At 69.5% G+C, this 24,686-nt stretch carries 26 protein-coding genes; 13 read left to right on the top strand and 13 right to left on the bottom strand.

Annotation, left to right across the window (positions count from 1 at the left end):
- Window positions 1–19 precede the first annotated feature (19 nt).
- The gene (locus NC7_RS08035; RefSeq protein ID WP_067980881.1) at window positions 20–568 is read right to left on the bottom strand and encodes a hypothetical protein; all 549 of its coding nucleotides are present in this window, start codon (window positions 566–568) and stop codon (window positions 20–22) included.
- Window positions 568–2,340, bottom strand: a complete 1,773-nt coding sequence (locus NC7_RS08040; RefSeq protein ID WP_067980882.1) for a DEAD/DEAH box helicase — start codon at window positions 2,338–2,340, stop codon at window positions 568–570. Before NC7_RS08040 ends, NC7_RS08035 begins: the two co-directional genes overlap by 1 nt.
- Before the next feature lie 130 nt (window positions 2,341–2,470).
- Between NC7_RS08040 and NC7_RS08045 the strand changes: the two genes are divergently transcribed.
- Window positions 2,471–3,223: a TetR/AcrR family transcriptional regulator gene (locus NC7_RS08045; protein WP_067980884.1), complete on the top strand. Its 753-nt coding sequence runs from the start codon at window positions 2,471–2,473 to the stop codon at window positions 3,221–3,223.
- A gap of 96 nt (window positions 3,224–3,319) precedes the next feature.
- On the opposite strand, the gene NC7_RS30075 is transcribed toward NC7_RS08045, so the two are convergent.
- Window positions 3,320–3,514, bottom strand: coding sequence for a DUF7455 domain-containing protein (locus NC7_RS30075; RefSeq protein ID WP_029903635.1), 195 nt, complete (start codon window positions 3,512–3,514; stop codon window positions 3,320–3,322).
- 405 nt (window positions 3,515–3,919) lie between these two features.
- Between NC7_RS30075 and NC7_RS08055 the strand changes: the two genes are divergently transcribed.
- Genes NC7_RS08055 through NC7_RS08065 form a run of 3 tightly spaced genes read left to right on the top strand, consistent with a single transcriptional unit; the run spans window position 3,920 to window position 6,004 of the window.
- Entirely contained in the window at window positions 3,920–4,309 is a 390-nt protein-coding gene (locus NC7_RS08055; RefSeq protein WP_084458148.1) for a DUF952 domain-containing protein, read from the top strand.
- Window positions 4,310–4,328: 19 nt separating this feature from the next.
- Window positions 4,329–4,811 (top strand): cation:proton antiporter regulatory subunit, encoded by a 483-nt coding sequence (locus NC7_RS08060; protein ID WP_067980886.1) that lies wholly within the window; start codon window positions 4,329–4,331, stop codon window positions 4,809–4,811.
- Window positions 4,812–4,816: 5 nt separating this feature from the next.
- Window positions 4,817–6,004: a cation:proton antiporter gene (locus tag NC7_RS08065; protein WP_067980888.1), complete on the top strand. Its 1,188-nt coding sequence runs from the start codon at window positions 4,817–4,819 to the stop codon at window positions 6,002–6,004.
- Here the strand turns inward: NC7_RS08065 and NC7_RS08070 are convergent.
- From NC7_RS08070 to ppgK, 3 genes are all read right to left on the bottom strand, one after another.
- Window positions 5,994–6,890 (bottom strand): MHYT domain-containing protein, encoded by an 897-nt coding sequence (locus NC7_RS08070; RefSeq protein WP_084458150.1) that lies wholly within the window; start codon window positions 6,888–6,890, stop codon window positions 5,994–5,996. The two genes, NC7_RS08065 and NC7_RS08070, sit on opposite strands and share 11 nt — an antisense overlap.
- 243 nt (window positions 6,891–7,133) lie before the next feature.
- Window positions 7,134–8,504, bottom strand: a complete 1,371-nt coding sequence (locus NC7_RS08075) for an RNA polymerase sigma factor (protein ID WP_067981274.1) — start codon at window positions 8,502–8,504, stop codon at window positions 7,134–7,136.
- Window positions 8,505–8,748: 244 nt separating this feature from the next.
- Window positions 8,749–9,507, bottom strand: coding sequence for a polyphosphate--glucose phosphotransferase (ppgK, locus tag NC7_RS08080; RefSeq protein WP_067980890.1), 759 nt, complete (start codon window positions 9,505–9,507; stop codon window positions 8,749–8,751).
- 97 nt (window positions 9,508–9,604) lie between these two features.
- Here ppgK and NC7_RS08085 point away from each other — a divergent pair, with 97 nt between their 5' ends.
- Window positions 9,605–10,492 (top strand): inositol monophosphatase family protein, encoded by an 888-nt coding sequence (locus tag NC7_RS08085; protein WP_084458152.1) that lies wholly within the window; start codon window positions 9,605–9,607, stop codon window positions 10,490–10,492.
- Between the two features lie 160 nt (window positions 10,493–10,652).
- Here NC7_RS08085 and cei read toward each other — a convergent pair whose 3' ends face one another.
- The gene (gene cei / locus NC7_RS08090) at window positions 10,653–11,336 is read right to left on the bottom strand and encodes an envelope integrity protein Cei (protein ID WP_067980894.1); all 684 of its coding nucleotides are present in this window, start codon (window positions 11,334–11,336) and stop codon (window positions 10,653–10,655) included.
- Window positions 11,337–11,713: 377 nt separating this feature from the next.
- Between cei and NC7_RS08095 the strand changes: the two genes are divergently transcribed.
- Window positions 11,714–12,016: a DUF4193 domain-containing protein gene (locus tag NC7_RS08095; protein WP_067492847.1), complete on the top strand. Its 303-nt coding sequence runs from the start codon at window positions 11,714–11,716 to the stop codon at window positions 12,014–12,016.
- Between the two features lie 24 nt (window positions 12,017–12,040).
- On the opposite strand, the gene NC7_RS08100 is transcribed toward NC7_RS08095, so the two are convergent.
- The gene (locus tag NC7_RS08100; RefSeq protein ID WP_067980896.1) at window positions 12,041–12,565 is read right to left on the bottom strand and encodes a DUF3093 domain-containing protein; all 525 of its coding nucleotides are present in this window, start codon (window positions 12,563–12,565) and stop codon (window positions 12,041–12,043) included.
- A 72-nt stretch (window positions 12,566–12,637) separates the two neighbouring features.
- Between NC7_RS08100 and dut the strand changes: the two genes are divergently transcribed.
- On the top strand, window positions 12,638–13,108 hold the full coding sequence (gene dut / locus NC7_RS08105) for a dUTP diphosphatase (RefSeq protein WP_067980898.1): 471 nt from the start codon (window positions 12,638–12,640) through the stop codon (window positions 13,106–13,108).
- Between the two features lie 5 nt (window positions 13,109–13,113).
- Window positions 13,114–14,019: a DUF3710 domain-containing protein gene (locus tag NC7_RS08110; RefSeq protein WP_373861237.1), complete on the top strand. Its 906-nt coding sequence runs from the start codon at window positions 13,114–13,116 to the stop codon at window positions 14,017–14,019.
- A 139-nt stretch (window positions 14,020–14,158) separates the two neighbouring features.
- Here the strand turns inward: NC7_RS08110 and NC7_RS08115 are convergent, their stop codons facing one another.
- Window positions 14,159–14,884, bottom strand: a complete 726-nt coding sequence (locus NC7_RS08115; RefSeq protein WP_067980904.1) for an alpha/beta fold hydrolase — start codon at window positions 14,882–14,884, stop codon at window positions 14,159–14,161.
- Between the two features lie 73 nt (window positions 14,885–14,957).
- Between NC7_RS08115 and NC7_RS08120 the strand changes: the two genes are divergently transcribed.
- From NC7_RS08120 to NC7_RS08130, 3 genes are all read left to right on the top strand, one after another.
- Complete coding sequence (locus NC7_RS08120; protein WP_067980905.1) at window positions 14,958–15,365, top strand: OB-fold nucleic acid binding domain-containing protein; 408 nt, start codon at window positions 14,958–14,960, stop codon at window positions 15,363–15,365.
- A 3-nt stretch (window positions 15,366–15,368) separates the two neighbouring features.
- Window positions 15,369–16,106: a DUF3159 domain-containing protein gene (locus tag NC7_RS08125; protein WP_067980907.1), complete on the top strand. Its 738-nt coding sequence runs from the start codon at window positions 15,369–15,371 to the stop codon at window positions 16,104–16,106.
- Window positions 16,107–16,234: 128 nt separating this feature from the next.
- A complete protein-coding gene (locus NC7_RS08130) occupies window positions 16,235–16,852 on the top strand; it encodes a sigma-70 family RNA polymerase sigma factor (RefSeq protein WP_084458272.1) in 618 nt (205 codons plus the stop codon).
- 8 nt (window positions 16,853–16,860) lie between these two features.
- On the opposite strand, the gene NC7_RS08135 is transcribed toward NC7_RS08130, so the two are convergent.
- Together NC7_RS08135 and NC7_RS08140 are read right to left on the bottom strand one after the other, a co-directional pair.
- Window positions 16,861–17,532 carry a potassium channel family protein gene (locus NC7_RS08135; protein WP_067980909.1) on the bottom strand — a complete coding sequence of 224 codons (672 nt, stop codon included), beginning with the start codon at window positions 17,530–17,532 and terminating at the stop codon, window positions 16,861–16,863.
- 2 nt (window positions 17,533–17,534) lie between these two features.
- Window positions 17,535–18,200: a potassium channel family protein gene (locus tag NC7_RS08140; RefSeq protein ID WP_067980911.1), complete on the bottom strand. Its 666-nt coding sequence runs from the start codon at window positions 18,198–18,200 to the stop codon at window positions 17,535–17,537.
- A gap of 174 nt (window positions 18,201–18,374) precedes the next feature.
- Between NC7_RS08140 and NC7_RS08145 the strand changes: the two genes are divergently transcribed.
- Window positions 18,375–20,372 carry an APC family permease gene (locus NC7_RS08145; RefSeq protein WP_067981276.1) on the top strand — a complete coding sequence of 666 codons (1,998 nt, stop codon included), beginning with the start codon at window positions 18,375–18,377 and terminating at the stop codon, window positions 20,370–20,372.
- A 37-nt stretch (window positions 20,373–20,409) separates the two neighbouring features.
- Entirely contained in the window at window positions 20,410–21,762 is a 1,353-nt protein-coding gene (locus NC7_RS08150) for a class I SAM-dependent RNA methyltransferase (protein WP_067980913.1), read from the top strand.
- A 238-nt stretch (window positions 21,763–22,000) separates the two neighbouring features.
- Here the strand turns inward: NC7_RS08150 and NC7_RS08155 are convergent, their stop codons facing one another.
- On the bottom strand, window positions 22,001–22,666 hold the full coding sequence (locus NC7_RS08155) for an SIMPL domain-containing protein (protein ID WP_067980914.1): 666 nt from the start codon (window positions 22,664–22,666) through the stop codon (window positions 22,001–22,003).
- A gap of 70 nt (window positions 22,667–22,736) precedes the next feature.
- Window positions 22,737–24,569, bottom strand: coding sequence for a glutaminase A (gene glsA, locus NC7_RS08160; RefSeq protein ID WP_084458154.1), 1,833 nt, complete (start codon window positions 24,567–24,569; stop codon window positions 22,737–22,739).
- Window positions 24,570–24,686 lie beyond the last annotated feature (117 nt).

Below are 24,686 nucleotides of genomic sequence, written 5' to 3' on the forward strand. Positions count from 1 at the left end.
GGAAACACCTGAGGACGTGTCAGCTCGTGAGGCTGAAGAAGCGAGCGGGATCGAGGGTGTTCACAGGGGTCCAGGGCGACTCGGCGACGGGCGTCTCCGAGCCGTGAGCGGCATCGAAACAGCCCTGCAATTCCAACGCGAGGCGCGGGTTCTCGTCCACCTGGCGGGCGATCGTGTAGAGCACCGCGAGCACGTGGAGACAGCGCGCGGTGCGCGCGGAGCAGGAGCAATCGGTGCTGACCACGGTGGGGGCGGGGGAGTGGCCCGCGTCGAGCAGGGCGCGGTGCATGTCGTCGGTGACGACGGTGGCATCGGGAATCACCCGCTCGATCGCGGTCACCGCCGCCCGCGACAGCGGCGCCACCTCCACGTGGGCGACGGAGGCCTGTCCGCCGCGATGCAGATGCGCGCGCACCGTGCGACCCTCGATCTCGGTGCGCACCCCGTTGTTGCGGGCGATGCTGCGGGCGCGCGGCAACAACGGTTCGGGACGGGTCTGGCGCAGCGGTTCGGCCAGCCGCACCCAGTCCTTGCCCCACGGGGTGTAGCCGAATTCGTTGTCCGCCATCAGTTCTCTCGCTTCCGTCGCAGGATGTCGACGAGCGCGTCGTCGTCGAGGCGGGCCAGTTCGGCGATGCCCGCGGCATCGGACAGGTCGGTGAGGGCCGACTTGCGGGTGTGCATGGCGGCGATGTGTTCCTCCACCGTCGTCGCACTGGTGAGCGTGGTGACGGTGACCGTGCGCGTCTGCCCGATGCGGTGGGCCCGGTCCGAGGCCTGCGCCTCCACCGCGGGGTTCCACCACCGATCGAAATGGATCACGTCGGCGGCCCGGGTGAGGGTGAGACCGGTACCCGCGGCGCGCAGGCTCAGGACGAGAACCGGTGGGCCCTGCGGTGTTTGGAAGGTGCGAACGATGTCGGCGCGTTGATCGACGTCGAGTCCGCCGTGGAAGAACGGCGCCTCGACGCCGAACTGTTCGGCGAGATGACGCACCAGTAGTTCGCCGGTCTCCCGGTACTGGGTGAAGATCAGGGTCGGGTCACCGGTGTCGAGGTTGATCGCGACGATGTCGGTGCACAGATCGAGTTTGCCTGAGCGCCCGGTCAACTCGCCCAGCTCGCCGGTGACCAATCCCGGATGGTTGCACACCTGTTTGAGGTGGGTGAGTGCCGCGAGCACCCGGCCCTGACGTTGCAGGCCCGAGCCGAAGCCCTCGTCCACGGCGTCGGCGAGCACCGCGTCGTAGACCTTCTCCTGCTCCGGTGTGAGGTCGCACAGCAGGTCGCTGTGGATCTTCGCCGGGAGCGAGGCGGCCACCTGAATCTTCTTGCGGCCCAGCAGCACCGGTTCCACCGCGTCGCGCAACCGCGCGGCCGCGTCGGCCGAGCCGTCCTCGATGGGGCGGACGAACCGGCGCCGGAACTGGGTGCGGTGCGCGAACAATCGGGGCACCGTGAGGTTCAGCAACGCGAACAGTTCGTCGAGATGGTTCTCCACCGGGGTACCAGTCAGCGCGACCCTCGCGTCGGCGGGCACGGCGCGCGCGGCCCGCGACACCTGGGTGCGCGGATTCTTCAACGCCTGTGCTTCGTCGAAGACCACGGTGGCCCACTGTGTTCCGGTGAGGGCCGACCCGTGCAGGCGCAGCGTCGGATATCCGGTGACCACCACCGTCCCCGCGGCGGCGGGTACCGCACCGCCGCGCCACGACACCACCCGCGATCCCGGCGCGAACCGGGCGATCTCGTGCACCCAGTTCCCCACCAGCGAGGTCGGACACACCACGAGCTGGGGCCCGTCGGCGCGACCCCGCAGAAACCCGATCGTCTGCACGGTCTTGCCGAGGCCCATCTCGTCGGCGAGCACCGCCCCGCCGTACGCCGCGACGGTCTCCCGCAACCACCCGACACCACGCACCTGATACGGGCGAAGTGTCGCCTCGAGCATTCCGGCGAGCTCGGAGACCGCGGCCTCGGTCTCCCGGGCCACGCGCAGCGCCCGCGCGGCGGACACCACCGAGGTCCCCACCGCATTGGGCACCGCGTGCGCCGCGATCGGCAGCTCGACCTCCGGCGCGCCCGCCTCGGGGTGCCCACGGTCTTCGCCCGAGGCGCGGGCCTCGTCGAGGAGCAGGCGCCAAGCCAGGGCCGAGGGCGCCAGCTCGGCGACGGGCAGCGCACGCAACTGCGACGACGACACCACCGAGGACGGCACCTCGACGGGCTCGAGCGCGTGTCGCTCGCCGACCGGGAGCGCGAGCGTCAACGTTTCGGCATCCCCGACCCCGGTGGGCGGACGTCCGGCACCGAGCCCACCCCAGGTCCACAGGGCGAACAAATGACGATCGGGCAGATAGGTGGCCTGGATGGCGGGCAGGACATTCTCCTCTGATCGAGCAGTGCGAACAGCCTATTAACGTACACTGTACTGAATTTGTTCCCGACCGCCGGAAGGAAGGAACCGCTTCGTGCCGACCGACGGCAACCCCACCGAGCAGGCCGCCCGGATCGTGCGACTGCTGTGGCGGCACTCCCTGCCCGCCAAGCCCGGTGCTCGCGGCCCCAAACCCGGCCTCACCGTCGACGCGGTGGTCGCCGCGGGCATCGCGCTGGCGGACCGGGAGGGCATCGACAAGCTGACGATCCGCGCGGTGGCCGCCGCCCTCGACGTTCGGGCCATGAGCATCTACACCTACGTGCCGAGCAAGGAGGCGCTGCTGGTGCTGATGGTGGACGCCGTCGCCGCCGAGGACGCGCCGATCCCCGCCGACCTTCCGATCCGCGACCGCATGATCGCCCTCGCCGCCGCCATCCGCGCCGAACTCCTCGCCCATCCGTGGCTGCTCGAGGTGTCGCCGTGGCGTCAGGTCCTCGGCCCGGCGAGGATGCGCCGGTTCGAGAACCAGCTGCGTGCCATCGACGGCGCGGGCCTGTCGGATCTGGCGATGGACCGGGCCATCGCGGTGCTCACCGACTTCGCCACCGGCAACGCCCGCCTCGCCGTCGCCGCGGCGGGCGCGGCCGACCAGCTCAGCGACGCCGACTGGTGGCGGGTCCACGGCCCACTGCTGGCCGAGGTGGTGCCGGTCGACGACTTCCCGCTCGCTTCACGCGTGGGCGCCACGGCTGGCGAGCACTACCAGGCGCCCGCCGACCCCGACGGTGCCTTCGCCTACGGTGTCGCGACGCTGGTCGACGGCATCCTCGCCGACCACGTCTGAGTCCGGATACCACAACAGCGGGCGCCGGAGTCCGGTCGCCCGCTGTCGGGGTTTTCTGTTGTCTGATGTTGTTGTGTTCGGACGCGAGAGGAGTGGTCAGAGAGCGGGAGCCGATTCCGTGTCGATCACGGCTTCGAGCTCGCGCAAGCGGTCCATGTGTTCATTCGCGTGGTGCTGGCAGAAGAGCAACTCGCCACCCGCGGGAAGAACGGCACGCACTCGGGCAGCCGCCCCGCAACGATCGCAACGATCGACCGCGGTCAGTGGGGTGCTGGTCAGGGTTCCTGGCATGACTCCTCCGTCCCGGCTCCCGGCGCTACGTGGCCGTTCGCCTAGGTGTGGGCCCCGTGGTCACTCCACGTGGCTCGCGTCCGCTACTTCCCAGCAGTGGTACGACTACTCTGTCAGACGTTCGGGGTTCAGGCTTTGTTCCCGGAAGTGAATCTTTGTGTTTTCGATAACACGACCTGCGGTTTCGCTGAAAGCGAACACCTGCCGGTCGCCGGTCTCGAGTACCCACCGATCACCCGTGGCGCCGTTTCCCACCTCCTGCTCGATCCCGTCACTCACCGACTGTGTCGCTCGCTGTGGTGTTGCTCGTTACGCCACGAGCCCGATCACCACCGCGCCGCCACACCGCCCACTGTGTGACAGGGTCTTCACCGTCCGAACCTGTTGTCTACCCGGAGATTACCCGTGATATCCGACACTCACACGCTTGTTCACCTGTGTTCTTCCCAAGAGTGGCAACAATTCGCGCACGACGGGCACCGTCGTCCGCCGTCGCTGGCCGAGAGCGGCTTCGTGCACCTGTCCACCCCCGAGCAGGTGCGGCTGCCCGCGAACCGCCTCTTCGCGGGTCGGACGGATCTGGTGTTGCTGTGGCTGGACCCGGCCCGACTCGCGTCGCCGCTGAACTGGGAGCCGGGAGTGCCGGGCGACCCGGAATCGATGCTGTTCCCGCACTTGTACGGACCGCTCCCGGCAGCGGCAGTGCTCGAGGTTTCGCCCTATCTGCCCGGTCCCGACGGCGTGTTCCATACCCCACGCCGACCGGGAGTGGCACAGGACACAGCGCAGCGGTAGACGGGGCTATCGTTGATATGTGAATGTCGATGTCACAGCGCTACCGGGGATCGGAGTGCGCAAGGATTTCGAGGTCAGGTCGGGGCGCCGCGTCGGGGTGGTCGCTCATCGCGACGGTGACATCGATCTGATCGTGTCCAAGCCCGACGACCCCGACGCCATCGCCGCGCAGGTGCCGCTGTCAGTGGACGAGGCCTCGGTGCTCGCCAACCTGCTCGGCGCTCCGCAACTGGTGGCCAAGCTCAACGACGACCACCGCGACCTGCCCGGCATCACCACCCGCCAGCTCGTGCTGCTCGCCGAATCACCGTACGCGGGCCGCACACTCGGCGAGACCGGCATGCGTACCCGCACCAAGACCTCGATCGTGGCCGTGATGCGCGCCGGTCAGCTACACCCCTCACCCGGTCCCGACTTCACCTTCACCGAGGGCGACCTGCTCGTGGTCGTCGGCACGCCGGAAGGCCTTGACGCGGCCGCGAAGATCCTCACGCACGGCTGACGGCCGTGACCGCGCAGGCCCTGGCGCTGCTCGAACTCGGCATCATCTTGTTCGCGCTGGGGATCTGCGGCCGGATCGCGGGCAGGTTCGGGATGTCACCGATCCCGCTGTACCTGCTGGGCGGGCTGGCCTTCGGACGCGGCGGTTTCGTGGAACTGGACGGGGCGATCGAATTCGGTCACGTCGCCAGTGAGATCGGCGTGGTGCTGCTGCTGTTGTTGCTCGGCCTCGAGTACACCGCGCCCGAACTGATGACCGGGCTGCGCCGCTCCTGGACCGCGGGCGTGCTCGACCTGGTCGCCAACGCGGTGCCCGGCGCCGCGGTCGCCCTGATCCTCGGCTGGGGAATCCTCGGTGCCGTGGTGCTCGGCGGCGTCACCTACATCTCGTCCTCGGGCATCGTGGCCAAACTCCTCGACGACCTCGGCCGCCTCGGCAACCGCGAGACGCCGGTGGTGTTGTCCATCCTCGTGTTCGAGGACCTCGCGATGGCGGTGTACCTGCCCATCCTCACCATGATGCTGGCGGGGCTGAGTCTGCTCAGCGGGCTGGTGTCGCTGGCCGTCGCCCTGGCGACGATCACCGTCGTACTGGTGGTGGCGCTGCGGTTCGGACGGGTGGTCTCGGCGGTGCTCGACAGCACCGACCGTGAGGTGTTCCTGCTGCAGCTGATCGGCGCGGCGTTGCTGGTCGCCGGGGCCGCGTCGGCGTTGAACGTGTCGGCGGCGGTCGGCGCGTTCCTGCTCGGTATCGCGATCTCGGGGTCGACCGCGCAGGAGGCGGCGAAACTGCTCGCCCCGCTGCGGGATCTGTTCGCGGCCATCTTCTTCGTTGCCTTCGGGCTGTCCATCGACCCGGCCGCCATCCCGCCGGTGCTCGCGTGGGCGGCGGGTCTGGCCGTGGTCACCACGGCGACCAAGGTGGCCGTGGGCTGGTGGGCCGCGAGCAGGCAGGGCATCGCGCGCGCGGGTCGGGCGCGCGCGGGTGCGGCGCTGGTCGCGCGCGGCGAATTCTCCATCGTCATCGCGGGTCTGGCGGTGAGTTACGGCACCGCCGACCCTCGCCTGGTCGCCCTGGCATCGGCGTACGTGTTGCTGATGGCGGTGCTCGGTCCTGTCCTGGCCCGCGTGATCGAACCAGTGGTCGCGTTCGGTCGAAATCGAACGGGCCGCGGCGAGCTGACTAGTCGATGACGCGGCGCGGCCAGGCACCCGCCACGTCGTAGGCCAGTTCCTCGGTGCGGTATTCGATCTGCTCCTGCGGTCGCACCGGCATCGGCGCCGGTGGTGCGACCGGCGCGACGGTGCGCCCGCGCGGTGCGTGCCGGGAAGTGAGCCACATCCGCGGCAGGGCCTCCTCGTTCTCGATCTCGGTGAGACTCACACTGATCAACACGAGCATGGTGACGATGCTGCTCACCCCGATCAGCGGCGCGAGCAGTTCCATCGCTCCCGCACCCGAGGTCGGCCCCGCATGGTGGCCGGGGTGGGCGCTCATGGCCGCCATGCCGGTGTAGTGCATGCCGGTGACGGCGACACCCATGATCAGCGAGGCGCCGATGGTGGCGAGAAAACCCTTGACGCGCAACGTGAACCACAGCGCGACGATCGAGGCGACCACCGCGATCACCAGCGACAGCATCACGATCATCGCGTCGTAGGACACCGAGGCAGTCGACTTCATCGCGTACATGCCCGCGTAGTGCATGGTGCCCACCCCGAGCCCGGCGATGGTGCCGCCACCCACGAGTGAGCGCAGCGTCGGCTGCGGCTTGTTCACCATGAACAGCCCGATCCCGACGACGACCATCGCCGTGATCGCACTGAGCAGGGTCAGCGGGATGTCGTAGCGGATCTCCGCGCCGCGGATGCTGAATCCGAGCATGGCGATGAAATGCATGACCCAGATACCGGTTCCGCCGATCGCGACGGCGGCACCGACAAGCCAGCCCACGCGCCCCTCGGTGGCGTTGCGGCCACGCGCGGCGCACTGCAGTCCGAGCAGACAGCCGGTGACGGACATGAAATACGCGAGGACAGGAGTGATCCAGCCGTAGCTGAAGTGATGGATGTCGAGCACGCCGCGAAAACCCTCAATGCCGGTACCGCTGACCGGTCGGCGGTAGAACGAAAAGCTGGTCGTGACGATACGGCGAAAAGCTCGAATTCGTAGCCTTCACAGCGCAATCCAGGAGTGTGGGTTTGATCACGAAACGATTACCGCGAGTATTTTGTGGTAAACAGACCGTTCGGAATTCAGCGCGGAGGACAAGAAAGGCCCGGACTCCCTTGTCGGGGTGTCCGGGCCTCGTCTCGCGAACGCCTAGTCGAGGTAGTCGCGCAGCACCTGCGAACGACTCGGGTGGCGCAGCTTGCTCATCGTCTTGGACTCGATCTGGCGGATACGCTCACGCGTGACGCCGTAGACCTGACCGATCTCGTCGAGGGTGCGCGGCTGACCGTCGGTGAGGCCGAAGCGCAACCGCACCACGCCCGCCTCACGCTCGGACAGCGTCTCGAGCACCGACTGCAGCTGATCCTGCAGCAGGGTGAAGCTCACCGCGTCGACCGCGACGACCGCTTCGGAGTCCTCGATGAAGTCACCGAGCTGGCTGTCGCCCTCGTCGCCGATGGTCTGGTCCAGCGAGATGGGCTCCCGCGCGTACTGCTGGATCTCGAGGACCTTCTCCGGCGTGATGTCCATTTCCTTGGCCAGCTCCTCCGGGGTGGGCTCACGGCCCAGGTCCTGGAGCAGCTCGCGCTGGATGCGCCCGAGCTTGTTGATGACCTCGACCATGTGCACCGGGATACGGATGGTGCGGGCCTGGTCGGCCATCGCGCGGGTGATGGCCTGACGGATCCACCACGTGGCGTAGGTCGAGAACTTGTAACCCTTGGTGTAGTCGAACTTCTCGACCGCGCGGATCAGACCGAGGTTGCCCTCCTGGATCAGGTCCAGGAACGCCATGCCACGACCGGTGTAGCGCTTGGCCAGCGACACCACCAGACGCAGGTTGGCCTCGAGCAGGTGGTTCTTGGCCCGGTTGCCGTCGCGCACGATCCAGTTGAAGTCACGGCGCGTGGTCACCGACAGTTTCTCGCCCGCCTCGGCGAACTCGCGCATCTTCTCGGCCGCGAACAGACCGGCCTCGATCCGCTTGGCGAGTTCGACCTCCTCCTCGGCGTTGAGCAGCGCGACCTTGCCGATCTGCTTGAGGTAGGCGCGCACCGAGTCGGCCGAGGCGGTGAGTTCGGCATCCTTGCGCGCTTGCCGCAGCGCCTCGGATTCCTCCTCGTCCCAGACGAAATCGCCGGAGGCCTTGTCCTTCTCGCTCGGCTCGGCGGTGTCGGCGGCATCGGCGGTGTCGTCGGCGACCTCCTCGACGATGACATCACCGTCGGTGAGCTCGTCCTCGGCGACCTCGAGATCACCGAGATCGTCGAGTTCGATCGACTCGTCGTCGAGTTGCTCCTCGCCGCCCTCGGCCGCCGTCGCCTTCTTGGCCGCGGTCTTCTTCGCCGGGGCCTTCTTGGCGGCAGCCTTCTTCGCCGGGGCCTTCTTGGCAGCGGCCTTCTTCGCCGGGGCCTTCTTGGCAGCGGCCTTCTTCGCCGGGGCCTTCTTGGCGGGGGTTACGGCGTCGTCGGCATCGGCGTCGGCCGAGTCGGCGGTCTGACGGGTATTCGTGGCTACCACGTACGCCCTTTCGTGACGGTCTCGTGCGGCGTCACGCCAGAGTGGTTTCCGGCGGAGCGGTCGGTCGGGTTGCACCGGCGGTGCGTCGGTCGGGTGCTCACCGGGTCGATCACCGGCTTGCTCGCGACCGGCTGTGGCCGGAAGGTTTCACCGGCTCACCGCCGGACGTGTTCCATTGTAACGATCCAACCAGGGTACTCACTGCCACGATGCCCTCCAGGCGTTGCGGCGTCGCCGTCGTGCGCTACGGCGCGATGCCTCCGGCGATGGCCATCGCCGCGCCGACGATACCCGCGGTGTTCTTCAACACGGCCGGAATCACCGGAGTTCGGTTGGTGAGCAACGGAATCCACTGCTCGTGATCGCGGCTGATGCCGCCGCCCGCCACGATCACCTTCGGCCAGAAGAGATTCTCGATGTGGATCAGGGCCGTGCTCACCCGTTGTGCCCACTCCGGGTAGGTGAGGCCGTCGCGGTCCTTGATCGAGGCGGCGGCCATGCGCTCGGCCTCCACCCCGCCGATGTCGAGGTGGCCGAGTTCGGAGTTGGGGACCAGGGTGCCGTTGTAGAGCAGCGCCGAACCGATGCCGGTGCCGAAGGTGAGCAGCAGGGTGAGACCGTCCAGGTCGCGGGCGGTGCCGTAGCTGTCCTCGGCGAGTCCCGCCGCGTCGGCGTCGTTGAGCACCGTCACCGTGCGCCCGCCGAGCGCGGCCGAGAACAGGGCACGCGCGTCGGTGCCGATCCAGGCCGGGTCGATGTTGGCGGCCGTGCGGGCGTGCCCGTCGAGCACCACGCACGGCAGCGTGATGCCAACCGGGCCCTGCCAGCCCGCCAGCGCGACGAGTTCGGCCACCGCCGCCGCCACCGCCTCGGGCGTGGCGGGTCTTGGCGTGGCGATCTTGAGCCGCTCGTGGGTGAGCAGACCGGTGTCGAGATCGACCACGGCCCCCTTCACGCCACTTCCCCCGATATCGATGCCGAATGCGTGCCCCCGAGCGGACATGGATGAACCCCTTGCCTGACGCGGTCGATGTGCCTGACAAAGAGTAGCGGTAGTCACCGCTCGCGCGAGTCGACGCGGCATGTGATCCGATGGGGTGGTGGACCCACACACTTCCGTTGCCCCCGGCGCGACCGACGCCGACGAACGACTGCGCGAGCTCGCCGTCGAGCTCGCCGAAACCGCTGCCGCGCATGTGCGTGCCCGCAGACCCCAGGTGTTCGCCGCCGGGGGACCGGTCGACGGTGCCGTGGCGACCAAAGGACACGTCACCGACCCGGTCACCGTCGTCGACACCGAATCCGAACAGCTGATCCGCGACCTGCTCGCCCGACGACGCCCCGGCGACGCGATCCTGGGGGAGGAGGGCGGCGGCGATGTCGGTGCCACCGCGCCCGGCGCCGTCACCTGGGTGGTTGACCCGATCGACGGCACCGTCAACTTCCTCTACGGCCTGCCCGGGTACGCGGTCTCGGTGGCCGCGGTGATCGACGGTGCTCCCGTGGCGGGTGCGGTGGCCGACGTGGCGTCGGCAACCACCTACAGCGCCGTGCGCGGCGGCGGCGCGTTCGCCGTCACCGCCGACGGCACCCGCACGAAACTGTCCTGCGCCCAAGAGGATTCGCTGTCGGTGGCACTGGTCGCCACCGGTTTCGCCTACGGCACCCAGCGGCGCGCCGACCAGGCGAAGCTGCTCACCGAGATCCTGCCGCGAGTCCGCGACATCCGCCGCCTCGGCGCCGCCGCCATGGACCTGTGCCACGTCGCGGCGGGCCACCTCGACGCCTACTACGAGCACGGCCTCAACGCCTGGGACTGGGCGGCGGGCGCCCTCATCGCCGCCGAGGCGGGCGCGGTGGTGCACGTCCCGCCGGTCACCGTCGCCGGTGCCGCGGGCGAACTGACCTTCGTCGCCGCCCCGGGCGTGGCGGAGGACTTCGCCACCCTGCTCACCGAGACCGGCGCGACAACATCCCTACCCGACTGAGCCCGCGGGCATCAGCCGCCCCATGTCCCGGGACTCGGCGGTGCTGGTTTCTCGGCCGCCTCGATCTGGACTGACCGAAGGGTGCGACGAAGGAGTGCCCGTAGGGAGGGAAGATCGAGGCCCCCGGGCCGAGAAACCCGCGGCGCCAGCCGCAAATATCTCAGCACTTCACGGTGCGGGCGGCGTCGAGCAGATCCGGGTCGATGGAGGACGAGCTGGCGCCGGGGGCCAGGTTCTTCAGTGCGCGCAGGACCGCCTCGGCGTCGGCGCTGGGACGCAGCGACTCGCCGAAGGCCAGGCCGAGCACCAGGTCGACCGAGTCGTCGGTGCGTGGGTCCTCGATCAGTTCGGCGCAGGGCGCGACCAGTTGTACCGAGGCGGCGGCGGGTCGGCCGTTCACGCCGTAGCGGATCTGGCCGGTGCAGTTGAGGTCGCCGCTGACGTAGACCGGATCGTTACCGACCTGTGTCCCCGGCGCGCTCGCGAAGCCGAGGTCGCCGAGCGCGGAGGCGATGTTGCCCGCCTGGCCGCTCTTGCCGTTGGCGTTGAAGACGCGCACCTTGGATTCCGACAGCGCCGCCGGATCCACCTCGTCGAGGCGCGAGGGCCCGACCCGGTTGCCCAGCGGGGCGGGTGTCGGCGCGTTGGTCGCGGTCGGTGTGCTCGGCGCGTTGCACGCCATCGGCTCGTTGTTGTCCTCGCGGGTGCGGAACGCCGCCACCCACACGAACAAGCTGACCAGAGCCAGCACGAGGACCATCGCGAGCCACAGCTCGGGGCGCCGTCGCGGAAAGGGTTTGCCGTCGCGATCGGTCGCGCTGCCTTCGGTGATCAGTGAAACCACGCGCTCACTCTACGAGTCCGCCGCCGATGCGCGAGTGCGGGAGGTCTCGGCGAGTTTCCCGGCAGGTGAAGATTCGTCGTCGGTTTGGCCCACGGCGGGGTTTTGATTGCGACATTTGTCGGTGGGTCCGCTATTGTCTGCCCGCCCAGATCGAATAATCACCCGTGAAACGGTGATCGGTCGCGGGAACAACAAGGGCATGTCCTGCGTTAACCGAACGCTGTCGGAGTAGATCGAGCAATGGTCCACCCGATAGTCGTCCGGTGTACGTGTGAGGTGCACCACCGGCGGGGCGGTCGAACGCACCGTCTCCCTGCGGGGACGTGGCAATCGAACTGATCCGGTATTTACGGAGTAAGGACTGAGGGGAAGACGACATGGCAACCGACTATGACGCACCGCGGCGCACCGAATCCGACGAAGTGTCGGAGGATTCGCTCGAGGAGCTGAAGGCCCGCCGCAACGAGGCGCAGTCCGCCGTCGTGGACATCGACGAGACCGATACGGCGGAATCGTTCGAGCTTCCCGGCGCGGACCTGTCCGACGAGGTGCTCAGCGTTCGGGTGGTCCCGAAGCAGGCCGACGAGTTCACCTGCTCGAGCTGTTTCCTCGTGCACCACCGCAGCAGGCTGGCCAGCGAGAAGGGTGGCGAGATGATTTGCATGGACTGCGCCCTCTGAGGCGGTCCACGGCAAGCGGACGGGTCAGCCCGCGCTCGGGAGACCGAGCGCGGCCAGGACCCGGTCGGGTCTGCGCGTGCTGATCAACCAGTACGGCGTCGGGTCGTCCGGGTCGTCGAGCACCAGCAACGCCATCGGCCCGATCCAGGGTCGGTGCTGCACATAGGCGGCGGGGTCGAGCTGACGACCGAGCGCCGCGCTCTTGGCCGTCGGCGCGACGGCCGCGGCCCGCGCGACGAAGCTCACCGGTAGGTGGGCGCGGTCGACGCGCAGTTCGGCGGTTCCGTCGGGCGTGACGGCCACTTCGAGCCGGTGACGGCTCATCCACAACAGAATCCAGACCGGCACCGGGGCGAGCAGCAGGTAGGGCAGCCAGGCCCGTACGCCGGGCGCGCCCATGTGGATCTCGGCGGCGAGCAGCCCCGCGATCGCGAAGCCGACCGGCCACCACCACAGGGGCACCCACAGGCGCTCACGGTAGGGCGAGGCGACGGCGCGAGTGTCGGTGTCGACGGCGTCGGTGGTCGGGGAATGGGACTGGTCGGGCACGGTTCAAGACTAGGCGATCACGGCAGGGTCGCGCCGCACTGGTCCGGCTCCGAGCGCGTAGTCTCGACCGATGTGAACGCACTTGCACCGATTCCGCTGCGGCGGCTCGATCCCGGCATCCCTGTGCCGAAGCGTGCCCATCCGGGTGACGCGGGCGTCGACCTCTGTACCACCGAGGATGTGATCATCGAACCGGGTGAGCGGGTGCTGGTCGGCACCGGGATCGCGCTCGCACTGCCGGTCGGCACCGTCGGCCTGATCCACCCCCGCTCCGGTCTCGCCGCGAAGGCGGGCCTGTCGGTGGTGAACACGCCGGGCACGATCGACGCGGGCTACCGGGGCGAGATCAAGGTGTGCCTGATCAATCACGACCCGCGCACCGCCGTCGAACTGCGCCGGGGTGACCGCATCGCCCAGCTGCTGGTGCAGCGGGTGGAGCTGGTCGAGTTCACCGAGGTCGACGACCTGGACGACACCGCCCGTGGCGCCGGTGGCTACGGGTCGAGCGGCGGGCACGCGAGCCTGACCGGCAAGGAGGCGTAATGGGTCTGTTCGGCAAGAAGAAGCGCGCACCGCGCGAGGACGACGTCTACGACGAGGCCGCCGACTACGGCGACGACTACGCCGCGAGCGACTACGACGATTTCGCCGACTCCGACGACTACGACACCGACGAGTTCCACCGCCCCGACTTCGCGCACCTCGATTTCGACGACGCCCCGACCGACGAGCGCATCTACGGCAACTTCGACCACGCCCCCGACGCCGCCGCGGGGCCGTACGACATCACCGAAGTGACCGACGACATGATCGCGCGGCGCCTCGATCTGGGTTCGGTCGTCATCCCGGTGCCCGACGGCGGGCAGTTGCAGGTGGAGATGAGCCCCGACGGCACCCCGCAGGCGGTGCACCTGGCCACCCAGCACGGCAGGCTGACCGTCGCCGCGTACGCCGCGCCGAAGTCGGCGGGGCAGTGGCGGCTCGTCGCGGCCGACCTGGCCGAGTCGCTGCGCGGCGACGGCGCGAGCGTGGCCATCGAGAAGGGGCCGTGGGGGCGTGAGGTGAAGGCGGTCACCGAGGGCGCCGACCTGCGCTTCATCGGCGTCGACGGGCCGCGCTGGATGATCCGGCTGGTCGCGGCGGGCCCCTCGGGCGCGGTCGACGACCGCAGCCCGCTCATCACCGCCGCCAGGGCCGTGCTGGCCGACGCGGTGGTGCGGCGTGGCAGCGAGCCGCTGCCGGTGCGCGACCCGCTGCCCGTGGTGCTGCCCCAGGAGCTGGCCGAACAGCTCGCCGCGGCCCACCAGCAGCAGGTGCTCGCCCAGCAGCAGGCCTTGGCCGCGCAGGCGGCCGCCGCGCAGACTCCACCACCGTCGGCCCTGCCCCCGAAACTCCCCGACGAACCACGTCGTGGTGCCGACGGCTCGGCTATGCAGCAGCTGGGCCTGAACTAGGCCGTTCCGCCTCCCCGCGTGCTCGGCTCGGATTCAGGTGCGGGCGGAATCGCGTCGGCGGCAAGGCTGAGGTGCCAGGGGCGATGGCCGGTGCCCGGTGAGTTGCCCATGATCGCCGGAATCGGTTGTGCGGGTGTGCTCACCGGGTCGCGGTGGTGCTGGTCGTGAGTGCGTGCAGTTGTGACAACCCGGCGTGTCCCAGGATGGCCGGGTCTGCTCCGAGTGCGTCCAGTGTCACTCGCCCCAGGGTGGCCGCCGGTAGGGTGGCTGCCCACTGTTCGGCGACGGCGATCGGGTGCACGGGGTCGTCGTCGGCGCCGATCACCGCGACCGGCACGGGGCAGGCGGCCAGTTCCTCGACGGTCGGCCAGGAGTAGGCGGCGGCCTCGTCCAGCGCCTGCGGCAGGTCCGGCCACTGGCCGCGCCAGGACTGGGTGAGGGCGTCGGCCAGCCAGCGCGGGCTCGACGCGCGCATGCGGGCGATCACGGCCTCCAGACCGTCGGCGCGAAGTTGCCCGGCGGTTGCCGAGGCGCTGAGCGCGGCGGGACACGAGGTGGTTTCCCGGCCCGTCCAGGCGGGTAATGCTGTGATGACACCGACAACCGCTGCGGGGTGTCCGATGGCCCACTCCAGGGCGATCGCGGCACCAAGCGAGATTCCGGCGGCCACGACCGGTCCGCGTGCGGCGGCGGTGTGCAAAGCCGCGGTACAGCTCGCGATCACGGCTTTCGGGTCGGGTTCGACGGCCCGAAATTCCAGGCCGTGCGCGGCCGAGGCGGGTCCGAACGCACGGGCTGCGAAATCGGCGTCGGAGCCGGTTCCGGGCAGGGCGACCACGGTGACCTGGGGTGGGGTGCGCAACACGGACCGAGCGTAGCGGCCCGGCGTTTGCCCATCTACAGTGGCGTTGAAGGCCAACTAGCGGGAGAAGCGTGCCATGTCGTCATCCACGGGCTCACACAGATCGGGATCGGGCCCGGACTCGGGATATTTTCGTCGACTCGGACGCCGCCTGACGGCCGATATCGATCAGCTCGACGCCGAGGAACTGGCCGAGACCGCCGACGCCTCGGGCGCCCGACGCGCCAAAGACTGTTGTCGCGGCGAGGAAGCCACCATCGTCGGCAGGCTGCGCAGTGTCGAGGCCTGTCCGAAAGCCGCCGGTGCCACCGTGCAGGCCGAGTTCTTCGACGGCACCGACGCCATCACCTTGGTCTGGATCGGACGCAGGCGCATCCCGGGCATCGAACCGGGCAGGCGCATCCTCGTGCGCGGCCGGGTCGGCGATCGCGACGGCCGCAAAGTGATCTTCAACCCCTACTACGAATTGCGCGGGAACAGCTGACGTATGCCCTCCAGCGACGAGTACCGCTCCATCGCGGACCCTGAAGCCACCGTTGCCCTCCCGGTGGTCACCGGCGACCCGGTCGACCCCGAGGTCGACGAGGAGACCGCCGAGGCCGAGCAGACCCTGCTCGAGCAACTCGGCGGCATCAGCGGCCTGATCTATTCCACCCTGCCGGTGCTCGTGTTCGTCCCGGTGAACACCTTCGCCGGGCTCACCGCCGCCATCTGGGCCGCCCTCGGCGTGGCCGCGGGCGTGCTGATCTGGCGGCTCGTCCAGCGCAGCCCCGTGCAGCCCGCCATCTCGGGTTTCCTCGGCGTCGGCGTATGCGCGTTCATCGCCCACCGAGTGGGTGAGGCCAAGGGCTTCTTCCTGTTCGGGATCTACACCAGCCTCGTCTACGCGGGTGTGTTCGCGCTGTCGATCCTGTTCCGCTGGCCGCTGGTCGGGGTGATCTGGGGCGCGCTCAACGGCCACGGCACCGCCTGGCGCACCGATCCCCGGGTGCGCAAGCTCTACGACCTGGCCACCGTCGTGTGGGTCGTCGTGTTCGGTGCCCGCTACCTGGTGCAGTCCCAGCTCTACGACACCGACCACACCACCTGGCTCGCCGTCGCGCGCATCGCGATGGGCTGGCCGTTGACGGCGGTGGCCCTGGTGGTCACGGTGTGGGCGGTACGTCGCGCGGGTCACCTGCCCGCCGACAAGTCCGCTGCCCGAAGGGATTCCGCTTCCGCCTGAGGGTGGGTAGGGGTACCGCCGGAGGTGGGGAACTACCCACCCTGGGGTGCCTGGTTGCCGCCGCCTGTTCGTCGCACGATCAATGCATACCGAATTACGCAGTGATCGTGAGAGGACCGGCGACCATGATGGCAACCGAGCACCGTGCAAGCGCGACTTCCAAGGCCGGCCCGGCGCAGTCGGAGAGCAAGCGCATCGCCGCCGAGCTCGACGCCCTGATCGGTCCCGCCGCGCGCGGCGACCGCGACGCGATCGCCGAGATCCTGCGTCTGGTCCACCCGCTGGTCCGCCGTTACTGCTCGGCGCGGATGGGCGCCACCGGCCACCTCACGGTCACCGCCGACGATGTCACCCAGGAAGTCCTGATCGCCACCGTCGCCGCCATTCCGCGCTACCGCGACCAGGGCAAATCCTTCCTGGCCTTCGTGTACGGCATCGCCGCCAACAAGGTGTCCGACGCCTTCCGCCGCGGCAAGCACACCGCGTATCCGATGGCCGAGATGCCCGACACGGCCAGTGCCGAAGCGGGCCCGGAGGAGTGGGCGCTGGCCTTCGAACGCCGTGCCAGCACCCGCGAACTGATGCAGGTGCTCGCCCCGAATCACCGGGAGGTGCTGATGATGCGGATCGTGCTCGGCTGGAGCGCCGCGCAGACCGCCGAGGCCATCGGCACCAGCCCCGGCGTGGTCCGGGTGATGCAGCACCGCGCGCTCAACAAGTTGCGCGCGCAGCTCGCCGCCGCCTGAGTCTCAGGTCAGGGCCGGATGCCGTGTCCGGCCAGGGTGAGCCGCAGGTCCTCCTCGGCTTCCACCGAGGTGACGAACAGCAGTTCGTCGTCGCCTTCGAACGGGTCGTCGGCCTGGGGCACGATCACCCGGCCGCCGCGCAGGATCGTCACCAGCGCGGTGTCGCGCGGTAGCACCAGGCTGCGCACTGGTTTACCGGCCAGCTGGGTGTCGGCGGGCAGGGTGATCTCGACGAGATTGGCCTGGCCCTGACGCAGGGTCATCAGCCGCACCAGATCACCCACCGACACCGCCTCCTCCACCAGCGAGGCGAGCAGCCGAGGTGTCGACACCGCCACGTCCACACCCCAGGACTCGTCGAAGAGCCATTCGTTGCGCGGATCGTTCACCCGGGCAACCACCCGGCGCACCCCGAACTCGGTCTTGGCCAGCAGACTGTGGACCAGGTTGGCCTTGTCGTCGCCGGTGGCCGCGATCACCACCTCGTAGGTTTCCAGTCCCGCGTTCTCGAGCAGCGACAGCTCGCAGGCGTCGGCGTGCACCCAGACCGCGTCGGGGATCGCGGGCGGGTCGATGTGGTCGAGCTGACGTTCCAGCAGCATCACCCGATGCCCGCCGCGCAGCAGTTCCCTCGCGATCGAGCGCCCCACGGCGCCCGCCCCGGCAATGGCAACCTTCATGTTCAGTCCTCGCTCAGGGGAGCCTTGGCCGCCAGCGCGACCACCTCACCGACACTGCCGGAGGTGGCCGCGACGTACACCACGTCGTCGGCCTGCACCACCGTCTTGGACTCGGGCAGCAGACCCCGGCCGAAGCGCAGCAGGAACGCCACTCGCACGCCGAGGTCGCGTTCGAGGTCGCGCACGGTGCGCCCGAACCAGTCCTCGTGCAGCGTGAGCTGGGTGACGGCCACCGCGCCGGTCGGTTCGCGCCAGGTGGTCGTGGAGTTGTCGCCGATCAGGGTGCGCAGGAATCGGTCGGTGGTCCACGGCACGGTGGCGATGGTCGGGATGCCGAGCCGCTCGTACACCTCGGCGCGTTTGGCGTCGTAGATCCGGGCGACCACGCGTTCCACGCCGAACATCTCCCTGGCCACCCGCGCGGAGATGATGTTGGAGTTGTCGCCCGAGGACACCGCCGCGAAGGCGTCGGCGCGTTCGATGCCCGCGCGGGTCAACACATCACGGTCGAAGCCGACGCCGATCACTTCCTGCCCGGTGAAGCCCTCACCGAGTCGGCGGAAGGCGCTGGGATCACGGTCGATCACCGTGACCTCGTGACCCACCCGGGTCAAGGCGCGGGCCAGCGACGACCCGACGCGCCCACACCCCATGATCACTACGTACACCGTGCACCCTCGTTCCTTGCCGAACCCGTGGCGTCCGGCTTGGACCGTACCCGCCGGAGCTTCCCCCGCCCAGTTTCCCCCTGGCGAGGCGGCGCAAACAACCTCGACACCCCCGGTCGGTTGCCACGTCACGTGAGCGCGAACACATCGATCATCCCGTCTATGCTCAGCCCGGTGTCCAAGTTGACGACGGCGGCCAAACGCGTGCTGCTGGGCAGGCCATTCCGCAGTGACTCGCTCGGCCATACCTTGTTGCCCAAACGGATCGCGCTCCCGGTGTTCGCCTCCGACGCGATGTCCTCGGTGGCCTACGCGCCGGAGGAGATCTTCCTGGTGCTGGCGGCGGCGGGCATCTCCGCGTACATGTACGCACCGTGGGTCGGTCTCGCCGTGGCGGTGGTGATGGCGGTGGTCGTCGCCAGTTACCGGCAGAACGTGCGCGCCTACCCGTCCGGCGGCGGCGACTACGAGGTCGCCACGGTGAATCTCGGCCCGACCGCCGGGCTCACGGTCGGTAGCGCCCTGCTCGTCGACTATGTGCTCACGGTGGCGGTGTCGATCTCGTCGGCCGCCTCGAACATCGGCTCGGCCATTCCGTTCGTCAACACGCACAAGGTGCTGTTCGCGGTCGTCGCCATCGCGGTGCTCACGGCCATCAACCTGCGTGGTGTCCGCGAGTCGGGCACGGCTTTCGCGATTCCCACCTACGCCTTCATCTTCGGCATGTTCGTGATGCTCGGTTGGGGCCTGTTCCGGACCTACGTGCTCGGTGACGACATCCAGGCCGTCTCCGCCGGTTTCGGGCTCCAGGCCGAGGACGAACACCTCTACGGCCTGGCCTTCGCCTTCCTGATCGCGCGCGCGTTCTCCTCCGGCTGTGCGGCGCTGACCGGTGTCGAGGCGATCAGCAACGGCGTGCCCGCTTTCCGTAAGCCCAAGTCGCGCAATGCCGCGACCACCCTGCTGATGCTGGGAACCATCGCCGTCGTGCTGCTGATGGGCATCATCATCCTGGCGCAGAAGATCGGGGTCGTCTACGCCCACGACACCGCGAACCTGATCGGCGCGCCCGCCGATTACCACCAGAAGACGCTGATCGCCCAGATCGCCGAAACCGTCTTCCACGGCTTCCCCATCGGCTTCTTCTTCATCACCATCGTCACCGCCCTGATCCTGGTGCTGGCCGCCAACACCGCGTTCAACGGGTTCCCGGTGCTCGGTTCGATCCTCGCCCAGGACCGCTACCTGCCGCGTCAGCTGCACACCCGGGGCGACCGGCTGGCGTTCTCCAACGGCATCCTGTTCCTCTCCGGCGCCGCCATCGCGTTCGTGGTGCTGTTCGACGCCGAGGTCACCAAGCTGATCCAGCTCTACATCGTCGGTGTGTTCGTGTCCTTCGTGCTCAGCCAGACCGGCATGTTGCGGCACTGGACCCGGTTGTTGCGCAAGGAGACCGACCCGCAGGAGCGGTCGCGGATGAAGCGCTCGCGCGTCATCAACGCCATCGGCCTCACCCTCACCGGCACCGTGTTGGTGATCGTGCTCATCACCAAGTTCTTCGCGGGCGCCTACATCGCCATCATCACGATGGTCGCGATCTTCATCGTGATGAAGCTGATCCACAAGCACTACGACTCGGTGGCCCGCGAACTCGACGAATCCGATTGGGACGGGGTGCTGCCCAGCCGCACCCACTCCATCGTGCTGGTGTCGAAACTGCATCTGCCCACGCGCCGGGCACTGGCCTACGCGCGGGCCACGCGCCCCGACACCCTCGAGGCGGTGACGGTGAACGTCGACGACGCCGACACCCGCAAGCTCGTGCGCGAATGGGAGAACAGCGAGATCAACGTGCCGCTCAAGGTGGTCGAGTCGCCCTATCGCGAGGTCACCAAGCCGGTGCTCGAGTACGTGAAGCGGGTCCGCAAGGACGCGCCGCGCGACGTGGTCACCGTGTTCATCCCCGAGTACGTGGTCGGTCACTGGTGGGAGCAGGTGCTGCACAACCAGTCGGCGTTGCGGTTGAAGGGCCGGTTGCTGTTCGAACCGGGTGTGATGGTGACGAGTGTGCCCTGGCAGTTGTCGTCCTCGACGCGGGCCAAACAGGTGGCGGAGGTGAACGCGCCGGGCTCGGTGCGTCGCGGGTTCGACCGGCCGGAGCGGCGCGAGTGAGCGTGCCCCGGCCGACAACGGAAGTGGGTGTGTGGCTGTGAGTGACTGGCGCGGACAGGAATTCGAGGTGCGCCTCGGTGCGCCCGGGCACGGCGGGTTCTGCGTGGGCCGCCACGAGGGCCGAGTGGTGTTCGTGCGCCACGGTCTACCCGGTGAGTTGGTGCGCGCCCGCGTCACCGAGGACCGTGGTGGTTCGTTCTGTCGGGCCGACGCGGTCGAGATCATCGAGGCCTCCGCCGATCGTGTCCCCGCGACCTGTCCCGTGTCGGGTCCGGGTGGGGCTGGGTGCTGCGATTTCTCCTTCGCGACCCCCGCCGCCCAGCGCGCCCTCAAGGCGACCGTGGTGGCCGAGCAACTGCGCAGGCTGGCCGGGATCGAGCGCGAGATCGAGGTCGAACCGATCGGCGAGGAGGTCGTCGGCGGCTGGCGCACCCGGGTGCGCCTGGTGGTCGACGCGGCCGGTCGCGCGGGTGTGCACCGTTACCGCAGCACCGAGGTGATCCCGGACCTGCGCTGTCCGCAGCCGGTATCGGGCGCACTCGACGGGGTGGCGCAGCGATCGTGGACCCCCGGCGCCGACCTGGTGATCGCCGTGGACGGTGACGGCGTCCGCCACCTCGTCGAGCTGGCTCCGGCCGCCGAGGCGGACCGCCCGGGTACCCGCCCCGCCACCCCGCGCGGCGGGTCCCGAGGACGTGGGCAACGTCCCGCCCGGCACCGAGAATCCGGCCGCCCCGTCGCCGACGACCGTGGCGCGGTCCGTGACCGGGCCGCCGCCCGTAAGTCCGCGACCAACGCGCCGCGCGAGGAATGGGTGCTGGCGGGCAGCGGCCGGGCCGTCGAATACGTGGCGGGCCGCCGCTGGGAACTGTCGGCCACCGGGTTCTGGCAGGCGCATCACGGTGCGGCGCAATGCTATTCGGATCTGGTCGCCGAATGGTCGGGGCTGGAACCTGGCGGTTCGGGCTGGGATCTCTACAGCGGTGTCGGTGTCTTCGCGGCGCGGCTGGGGGAGCAGACCGGGCAGACGGGCGCGGTGTCGGCGGTGGAATCGGCCCGCTCCGCGGTCGCCGACGGTACGGCCGCGTTGCGGGACCTGCCGTGGGTGCGGTTGCGGGCGGGCCGGGTCGAACGCTGGGCTCGCGAGGCCACCTCCACCCCCGACGTGGTCGTCCTCGACCCGCCCCGCGCGGGCGCGGGCAAGGAGGTCGTGGCCGCCGTCGCCGACGCCGACCCCCGCCGTATCGTCCACATCGGTTGCGATCCTGCCTCATTCGCGCGCGACCTGGGGTTGTACCTCGACGCGGGCTACCACCTGGCCGAGTTGCGTGCGTTCGACGCCTTCCCGGCCACTCACCACGTGGAATGCGTCGCCTTACTCGACCGCTGACGCCCGGCGACCGCATCGGATCAACGCCTCCTGAGCTGCCGTGCGCCAGTTCCCGTCGGTTCGTAGGGGAAGGCGCGATGCCGGGCTCGGCGGCTGCTCGACATCTACAGGGCTCGATGTGCGGGTCTGGTCGACATGCACTTGGACCTGATCGACGCCGCTGAACCGGCCGCAGCAGTTCATGTGAGGCGAACTCCGACGGTCGATCCCATGCTGCCCGCTGGACGCGTGGACGCTGCTATTCCAGCGCCCACGTCACCCGGACACTTGCGCCGACCTCGGTCTCGCCGGGGACAACAGGCACCGGTGAACTGCTGCGCGCGAACATGATCGGTGAATCCATCTCGGCGCTCACGTCGTAGGCGCGGGGTGTGGGTGAGGTGTCCTCGGTGATCTGCAGCACCGCGCCCAGACGCACCCCCGCGCGCGCCGCGTACTGCTCGGCCTTGGCGAGCGCGTCGTCGTAGGCGGCGTCGCGGGCCTGGACCAGCAGCGGCGCGGGGTCGGCGATGCCCCGGGTGAGTCCGCCCAGCCGGACGTCGTCGCCGCCCGCGTTCACCGCGGCGGCCACGGTCTCGGCGGGTTCGGCACCGCTGCCCTCGCGCAGCGCGATGCTGAGACCCGTTGAGGCGAGGTAGCCGACGATCTCGTTGCGGCCGTTGTCGGTGTAGACGGTCTCGGTGCGCACACTGAGCCCGCTGGTCGCCATGTCGCTGTCGCGCACCCCGGCCGTGCGCAACGCCGCGACCACCGCGTTCACCCGTTGTCCCGCCCGGTCGTAGGCGCCCGCCACCGTGGCGGCGCGTGACTCCACCGTCAGGGTGACGCGGATCAGGTCGGGGACCGCGCGCACCGTGCCGCGTCCGAAGGTGGTGGTGCTCGGCCGCGTGGATCGTTCGCTCACCGGTGCTCCTGTCGGTCGGGGACTGTTGTGCTGCCCAACGTCTCGCGGCGCCCTCGGGTTCCGCGCCCGGTCACTGCGTGCCGGAGATGGTGCGCACCGTGGCTTCCATCTGGGCGTACGCACCGGCCGCGAGCCGTTGCAGCAGGGCGAGTTTGAGCTTCGGACGCACCTCGGTGAGCGAATCGAACACCGCCGGGCTCAGCACCGCCACCCGCACCGGTGTCTCGGCGATCACCGCGTTGACGAACGGCTTGCCCACCAGCATGGGAACCTCGCCGAACGACATCCCCGCCGACAGCGTCACCAACCGGTGTATCCGCCCGTCGGTGCCGGGAAAGGTGAGCCGCACCCGCCCGTCCAGGATCAGATACAGCCCCGACCGCTGGTCGCCACGTTCGGCGATCGTCTCGCCTCGGGCGAAGGTTCGCGCGCCGAAATCGGCGGCGAGCCGGGCGCGATCCTCGGGGTCGAGTGCGGCAAGCAGCGGGTGCTCGTCGAGGGCGATCGAGGTGGTCTCGCCGGTTCCCGGCGGGCGGTGCCGCGCGAGCACGACGTCCTCGCACCATTCGGTGGCCGTGTCGCGATCGATGAACACCCGTCCGCGCGGATCGTCGGCCCGCAGGCTCGACACGTCGTGCCCGAGCTTGGCGTCGGGATCGACCAGAGCCACCCGCACACCGGCGGGTGCGAGTTCGGCCTGCAGCGAGTCGAGCATCTCGCGTGCCACCACGCTCACCTCGCCGACCCGGCGCACATCGATGGCCAGCGCGTCGAGCTCCGCCGCGGCCGCCTCGATCGCGCGGATCGCGCGTTCGGCACCGGAGAACAGCAGGTCGCCGTGCAGTTCGTAGACGCGGGCGCGGTCACCGTGCGCGGCGAGCACGGCGGCATCGTCGGGGGAGCGGCGCATCCGCGAGGGCAGCTCCGACACCGAGTGCTCGGCGCGGATGGCGGTGCGCGCGGAGCGGGTCACGTGACAGAAGTGCAGTTCGAGCCGCCGCGACAGCTCCCGGCAGGCGGCCACCCCGCGCACACTGTTGCCGTGGGCGTCCAGGCGCGGCGAGTACACCGCGATGCCGAGTTGGCCGGGCAGCACGGCGATGATCCCGCCACCCACTCCGCTCTTGGCGGGCAGCCCCACCGTGGTCACCCAGTCGCCCGCCGCGTTGTACATGCCGCAGGTGGTCATCACACTGAGCACCCGTTCGGTCAGTGCCGTCGACAACGCCCGCTCGTGGGTGGTCGGGTTCATGCCGTTGTCGGCCAGTGTCGCGGCCATCACCGCCAGGTCGGCACACGTCACCTCGATCGAGCATTGGCGGAAGTAGCGGTCGACGACGGCGTCGGGGTCGACGTCGATGATCCCGACCGAACGCAGCATGTAGCCGATCGCCCGATTGCGGTATCCGGTACGCGCTTCCGACTGGTACACGGCATCGTTCACCCGCAGCTCCCGTCCGGCGAAGCGCGAGTAGCAGTTCCGCACACGCTCGAATTCGTCGGGCCCCTTGATCAGCGAGGCGGCGGTGATCGCCCCGGAGTTGATCATCGGGTTGCTCGGGCGCTGGGTGTCGGGTTCGAGCGCGATCTCGTTGAACGGTTCGCCCGAGGGTTCCACATCGATGTGGCGGGCGACTTCGTCGAGTCCGCGGTCGGCCAGGGCGAGGGCGTAGGTGAACGGTTTGGAGATCGACTGGATGGTGAACCCGGCATCGGTGTCGCCGACCCGGTGGACCAGCCCGTCGGCGGTGGCCAGGCACAGCCCGAACGAGTCAGGGGCGACGGCGGCGAGTTCGGGGATGTAGTCGGCGGGCGCGCCGGAGGTGTCGTCTCGGCAGGCCGCGTACACCTCGTCGAGAATGCCCGCGACCACCCCGGGATCGATCCTGCTCGGTTCGGCCACAGCGTCACTGTAGGGGGCATTGACAGGGGTTCCGTGGTCGACGCGCGGAGAGACTGTGCTCACAGGTCGAGCCGGTCGGGCGGGGGTGCGCCCGCTGGTCGGCGGGTGGTCGGGACT

This window comes from Nocardia caishijiensis NBRC 108228 (assembly GCF_001612825.1).
GTDB classification, from domain to species: Bacteria; Actinomycetota; Actinomycetes; order Mycobacteriales; family Mycobacteriaceae; genus Nocardia; species Nocardia caishijiensis.

Excerpts from the sequence above, each read along its gene's own strand:
- NC7_RS08035 (WP_067980881.1), bottom strand. The coding sequence starts at position 568 with ATGGCGGACAACGAATTCGGCTACACCCCGTGGGGCAAGGACTGGGTG.
- NC7_RS30075 (WP_029903635.1), bottom strand. The coding sequence starts at position 3,514 with ATGCCAGGAACCCTGACCAGCACCCCACTGACCGCGGTCGATCGTTGC.
- ppgK (WP_067980890.1), bottom strand. The coding sequence starts at position 9,507 with ATGTCCGCTCGGGGGCACGCATTCGGCATCGATATCGGGGGAAGTGGC.
- NC7_RS08095 (WP_067492847.1), top strand. The coding sequence starts at position 11,714 with ATGGCAACCGACTATGACGCACCGCGGCGCACCGAATCCGACGAAGTG.
- NC7_RS08120 (WP_067980905.1), top strand. The coding sequence starts at position 14,958 with ATGTCGTCATCCACGGGCTCACACAGATCGGGATCGGGCCCGGACTCG.
- NC7_RS08125 (WP_067980907.1), top strand. The coding sequence starts at position 15,369 with ATGCCCTCCAGCGACGAGTACCGCTCCATCGCGGACCCTGAAGCCACC.
- NC7_RS08130 (WP_084458272.1), top strand. The coding sequence starts at position 16,235 with ATGGCAACCGAGCACCGTGCAAGCGCGACTTCCAAGGCCGGCCCGGCG.
- NC7_RS08135 (WP_067980909.1), bottom strand. The coding sequence starts at position 17,532 with ATGAAGGTTGCCATTGCCGGGGCGGGCGCCGTGGGGCGCTCGATCGCG.